Below are 5896 nucleotides of genomic sequence, written 5' to 3' on the forward strand. Positions count from 1 at the left end.
AATTAACGAAAGTACAACAACGTGTATAACCAATTGCTTGGTTATAGCCTACTTGGAAATTCCTAACGGAATTTCCTCTGGTTCGTTTTCTTTTGTTAACTTAGTTCTTGCCAACGCAACAAGCCATACACGAACACGTTGGCAAACATTTGAGAACAAACTCCAAACTATGAGATTAACATTTGTCTTTGTTTTTTTTACTTTATTAGGATTTGGGCAACAAAAACCAATAGCTTACTATAATGAAGATGGAGTAAAAATAAGTAAACAAGAATTTACTGACATTAAACGTAACAGAAAAAATCTAGATTTATATTTCGAAAATGATACAACTCAAATAGGTTTATTATTTACTAGACAAAAATTTGGTCAACTTGACAAAAAGACATTTTCAAACTTAAAATCATATTTGACTCAAATAAGTAAAAAGCCAATTAACTCTACTCAAAACATTGTAATAAATTATTTAACTGAATATCCTATTACTAAAATTGATTCATCATTAAAATCAAGTTGGAATGTTTTAGATAAAGATTACCCAAAAAAGTTAAACAGAATAGCAGATATTAATCAGTTTTGGATTACTTCTCCGGAATCTAGTATGAAAAATTATTATCATTACTATATTCGATATAAGATAGATTGGATAAGAGATAAAGAAAATTTAATCAAAAAACTATTTTTCCCTTATGAAGTTAAATATGGAATTTACATATTGATTAAACCAGATGGAAAATTCTATTATTATATTGGTGAGCATAGTAAATTTCAAATTTGGAAAAACTCAAAAAAATTTTTTAAATAAAAAACGATTTGCCAACAACGTGTATAATTAATTGCTACGAAAGCTGGTTAAGTGGAAGAGTTGAACTCGTTTTTTGTATATTTAGTTCATCGGAAAAATTCTGCAACTTCAACCTTGCGCTTTTTATCCAACGGAATTTTCGCCGCAAGCGGCTCATCCTAGCGCAAAGCGCAAGGCTGAAATTCCGCAACTAAATCATACTCGCCCACGTTAGCCTTCATTATGATCAACCTCTAGCCAATGATAAAATTCTTTAGAAAGATTCGACAAAAAATGCTAACTGAAAATAAATTCAGTAAGTATTTACTCTATGCAATTGGAGAAATCATATTAGTTGTTATTGGAATTCTTATCGCACTTCAGATCAACAATTGGAATCAGAGCAAACAAGAACAAAACTCATTGTCGGAATATTTGACCAGCATATCTCAAAATATTAAAGTTGATATTGAAAATTTAGAATATATAAAAACAACCAGAAAAAATGAGACTGCTCGAATACCTCGAATGACTTTTACATTATTTTATTCAGATTTCTTGGAAAGAAAAGACGTGAAATTTGGCTCTGAAGTTTTATCATCAATTTCGAATTTTGAATACTTTAACGCCGATTTAAGTGGATTTGAATCCATTAAAAACTCAGGATATCTAAGCAAGTTAAAAGGCATGGATATAGAAAATTTAATTTATAGATATTATAATTTAGTTCAAAAAATAAATATTAAAGAAAAAGATTTTAATGAAATTCTGAGAAATGCATTTAGTGATTTTTCACGTCAAGGGTTTGAAAAAATGATATATATAAATTATCCAGATTTTATTGGTAATGACAAAGAATTGACTGAACTTCAACCTTATTTGAGAGAAATAATATTTCATCCCTCAGCATTATCACTATATAATCAAACATTTGACAAAGCTCCCGAACTAATAATTGAATACGACAACCTCAATATTCTTGGAAATGAAATTATTCGAATGATTGAAAATAATATCAAAACCCTTGATACCACAGCCTTAAATAATTTAGAAAACATTTTCAATATTAAAAGTTCCAAAGGCTACCCTTTAATAGTTTCAAATGGGTCAGAAACCGGTTTTTTCGATTCTGGATATGCATCCTCTAATGGAGAATATGTACAGGCGTTATATGAAATAAACCAATTAGATTATAATACACCAGATACAGAATGGTCAGTTATCTATATAAGGCATCCATCTAATGCTATGATAGAAAGACCTACTAAAGATTATTCAAGTTATAATTCACTCAAATTAGAACTAAAAGGTGCTGTTGGTGGAGAAACTTTTTTAATATCTCTCAAAGATGCAGATGACCCAGATGATGGAACAGAAAGCAGAGTTCCTTTAACATTAACGGATAAATGGAAAATCTATGAGATTCCACTTTCAGAGTTTAAAACAGCAAATTTGAAAGAATTATTTATTGTTACAAGTTTTGTATTTCTTGAAGATAAACAAAATATTAGCGTTAAGAACATCGAATTTATAGAATAATAACGAAAGGCTAACAACGTGTATAACCAATTGCTACTGATGGCTAAGTAGAAGAATTTATCCTACAATTTGTATCTTTAACTAATTGGAAAAATCTAAACTGCTCAGCAGTCGCGCTTTTTCTCCATCGGAATTTTCGCCGCAAACGGCTCATCCTAGCGCAAAGCGCTTCGGCTGAAATTCCGCAACTGAGCCATACACGAACACGGTAGCCATTATGATAATAATCAATAAAAGGTATTGTCATTTATTATTCGAATTATAATATTTACGAATTATGAAAAAAATAGTAATATTTATCTGCCTAATCTTTATCTCTGCATTTAGCTTGAATGCTCAAAGGAAAGGGAAAACAATTACGATTGACATCAAACCTACAGAGGGCATAGGCTTCAATGGCTCATTAGACTTAGTCTATGCTTTTGAAAATTGCTTTGGAGATATCAATATGTTATTTACCTACAACAATGTCAAAATTAATTCATTCTCTTATGGTGGTAGAACGTTTACTAAAAGAGATTTGGGAATAGAAAGTTTTGAAGAGTATTTAATAGTTCCTGATATTTATTTAAACAGCATTTTAGAACCTGCTTACTTTAAGGATGGTAGACCACGCTATGGTGGTATTGATGGCGGAATTCAAAAAACGATTAAATCAAATATTAAATTAGATAATGTATTAGACAAACAACTTGCAGGATGTTATGGGCAAACATTCAACTTAAGAGGGTTAAAAGGGATTAATTATAAATTTCTTTATATAGAATCGCACAAAAGAAATTACGCCGATTTTAGTTGGAATGCGACACTTAGTGAAATAGCTAAATGTAAAATAGCACCTAATTGTAATTTGGATTCTTACAGAAAAAATAAAAAAGATAAAGCATTAGCAAATCATCGCTATTTAATTACTATAACAAATGAAAACAGGCATAATGATTCTCGATTTACAAATACAAAAAACAGATATGGCAGAATGAATGCGAGTTTTGAAATTGTTTGTGAAAATCCAGAGAGCTTAATACCAAGCATAAAATCTTATGCGCACAGTTTATTTTCTAAAGTGACAAAATACAGTGCTTTTAGTCTATGTACAAACTGTCCAAATGACTATTTTGTCCAAGATATAAGAATAGAGGCGGTTGAAAATCAAGAACATAGCATACGAAAACTTTCAAAAGATTTTATAATTTTACCACAAAATTTCAAAAATTATAATCACTATTTAAACACAGATGTAGAAAGTAATATACAATTTAGTGGAAGTGGTAGTTTTTACATTACAAACTTTGCTCAAGATTGCAATCAAATAACTGGAAGTAAAAAATCAAGCTCTAAAAAGAAAAGCTATTGGAAAAATTAATTTAAAAAATTAAAAATGAAACTTTACATTACCATTTTATTAATATTTACGTTATTTACATCAATAAATGCTCAAAATTCAGACTTGGCAAAAGCATATTACGAAAAGGCTCAAACAAGCTTAGAGAATAAAAACTATGAAGAGACATTAAATTATATTGAGAAATCTAAAGAAAATGCAGGAGGAACAAATCCAGATATAATTTACGTTGAGCTAAAAACACGTTATTACATTGATAGTAACATAAACAAAACCAAAAGCCTCATCAATCAATTTTTAAAAGATGCTTTTGAGGATGATGACCGAAGAAGTGAGGTTTCTAAAATTTTTATTGATATAGAGTCTTCAGATAATTTTTATCCAAATGGACTTAGAAAACAGATAGAGTACATAGACTCAATATATAAAGTAAGAAAAAGTTACAGCGAACAAGGTTCAATGCTTTCAAAAGAATTATTTAAAAAAGACGGTGACTTAATTGAAACGCACTATTTTGTTAATGAAAATACATTAATCCTTATTGAGAAAAGTAGACTTGTGTTAGTGATGAATAATGATGGTAAAAGAATACAGGAATATCAAGTGGATAAAGATAACTCTATAATGAATTTTGTAACTTATCAGTACTTCAATAATATTAAAGATTTCGAATACGACATTTTACAAACAAACGGTAGTGGTACAAAAATTACTATTGAAGATTTAAGCAGTAAAGTATCAATTTCTAATTTAATACCAAGACACAAAAATTTAGGTTTTGAATTAGGTGTAGTAAGACAATTATACGTTTTACACTCTAGTTACAATAATTCTAAAAGGTATTATTTTGATAATGACGGAGAACAATTCAAAAGTAAACATTACAAAAGAGGGAAACTAAAATACACCTATCTATATAAAAATGGTAAATGGGAAAAGGTAAAAGAATAACGGCAACCAACAACGTGTATAGTTCATTGCTCGGAAGCTGTTTAAAGAATACCACGGAAATTCTGCCGAATTTCCTAAACGCTGGTTCTTTTTGCTATCTTAGTAATCAATCGCAACGAAACCATACACGAACACGTTGTAACACATTTGTCCAAACCAACAAAATTCGAGGAATATTTCAACTTTGTGACATTTAATATTAAAGGAATTCCAATTTAAAAAGTGTAACTAATCTTTATGTTTATACACTAGTATTACATGAAACTACTAACACAAGAATATAAAGAACAATGGAACAAATCAAGTAAAGTACTTTTTAGATTAGTGTTCACTTACTTTGTTCTTTACATTTTACTAGCTATTGTAAGTCCATTATTTGAAACACCTTACAGGTGGATTGGCAAGGTTGTATTTGGAATAAATTACGAATATGAAGTTAGCGGAAATGGAAGCGGAGACCACACATTTGCTTATCTAACTTTATTTGTAAATGTAGTTTTAACCTTTGTAATATTCGTTTTTTGGAACATTCTAGACAGAAAACGTAAAAGCTACAATAAACTACTTTACTGGTTTTTGGTATTTCTTCGCGTTGTCATAGTAGCTGCAATGCTTCTTTACGGATTTGTAAAAGTTTTTAAACTTCAATTTCCATCAGCTTCTTTGACACATTTGCTTGACCCTTTAGGCGATTTTTCGCCAATGGGACTAGCTTGGACATATATGGGATTTTCAAAAGGGTTTAACGTATTCGTAGGTTTATTAGAAGTGCTTGGTGGTGTGCTTTTAATTCCTAGACGTACACAAACACTTGGCTCATTTATAGTAATTGGTGTAATGACGCAGGTAGCAGTAATGAATTTCTGTTATGATATTCCTGTCAAATTATTTTCAGTCCATTTAGTCTTAATGGCTTTAGTAATTTTTATAACTGACAACAGGTTTTTATACGTATTCATAAAAAATAAAGCTGTAGAAAAATACAATTTTTATCATCCTATTAAAAACGCCAAATATCATAAAGTCATTTTTTTTTTTAAAATTATTGGCTTAATTATTCTTATTAGTTTCATCTCTTTCAACTTTTATACAACAGAAAGTCATCGAGATGATAACAGAAAAAAACCACTACTTTATGGAATTTGGGAGGCCACGCATTTTATTAAAAATGGTGACACATTACAACCATTGATTACTGATGATTTTAGATGGCGTTATCTAATAGTTGATTTAAAAGACGAAGCAACTGTAAAAACGATGGATGATGTAAAATACCAATA

The 5896-nt window shown here is 29.6% G+C and carries 4 protein-coding genes and 1 pseudogene; all 5 read left to right on the forward strand.

Annotated features, from left to right (window positions below):
- Positions 1 to 805, forward strand: an 805-nt coding sequence (locus AB8B90_RS06375; RefSeq protein WP_405334869.1) for a hypothetical protein, incomplete at its 5' end; no start/stop codon positions are given.
- A 240-nt stretch (positions 806 to 1045) separates the two neighbouring features.
- Positions 1046 to 2323, forward strand: a complete 1278-nt coding sequence (locus AB8B90_RS06380) for a DUF6090 family protein (protein WP_405334871.1) — start codon at positions 1046 to 1048, stop codon at positions 2321 to 2323.
- 277 nt (positions 2324 to 2600) lie between these two features.
- Entirely contained in the window at positions 2601 to 3686 is a 1086-nt protein-coding gene (locus AB8B90_RS06385; protein ID WP_405334873.1) for a hypothetical protein, read from the forward strand.
- Between the two features lie 15 nt (positions 3687 to 3701).
- Positions 3702 to 4616, forward strand: coding sequence for a hypothetical protein (locus tag AB8B90_RS06390; RefSeq protein WP_405334875.1), 915 nt, complete (start codon positions 3702 to 3704; stop codon positions 4614 to 4616).
- 258 nt (positions 4617 to 4874) lie between these two features.
- A pseudogene (locus AB8B90_RS06395) lies at positions 4875 to 5896 on the forward strand (hypothetical protein); the annotation flags it as partial.

It is taken from the genome of Psychroserpens sp. (assembly GCF_045105015.1).
In the GTDB taxonomy this organism is placed as follows: domain Bacteria; phylum Bacteroidota; class Bacteroidia; order Flavobacteriales; family Flavobacteriaceae; genus Psychroserpens.

What these genes read in the sequence shown, in the direction of transcription:
- AB8B90_RS06380 (WP_405334871.1), top strand. Translation starts at nt 1,046, where the DNA reads ATGATAAAATTCTTTAGAAAGATTCGACAAAAAATGCTAACTGAAAAT.
- AB8B90_RS06385 (WP_405334873.1), top strand. Translation starts at nt 2,601, where the DNA reads ATGAAAAAAATAGTAATATTTATCTGCCTAATCTTTATCTCTGCATTT.
- AB8B90_RS06390 (WP_405334875.1), top strand. Translation starts at nt 3,702, where the DNA reads ATGAAACTTTACATTACCATTTTATTAATATTTACGTTATTTACATCA.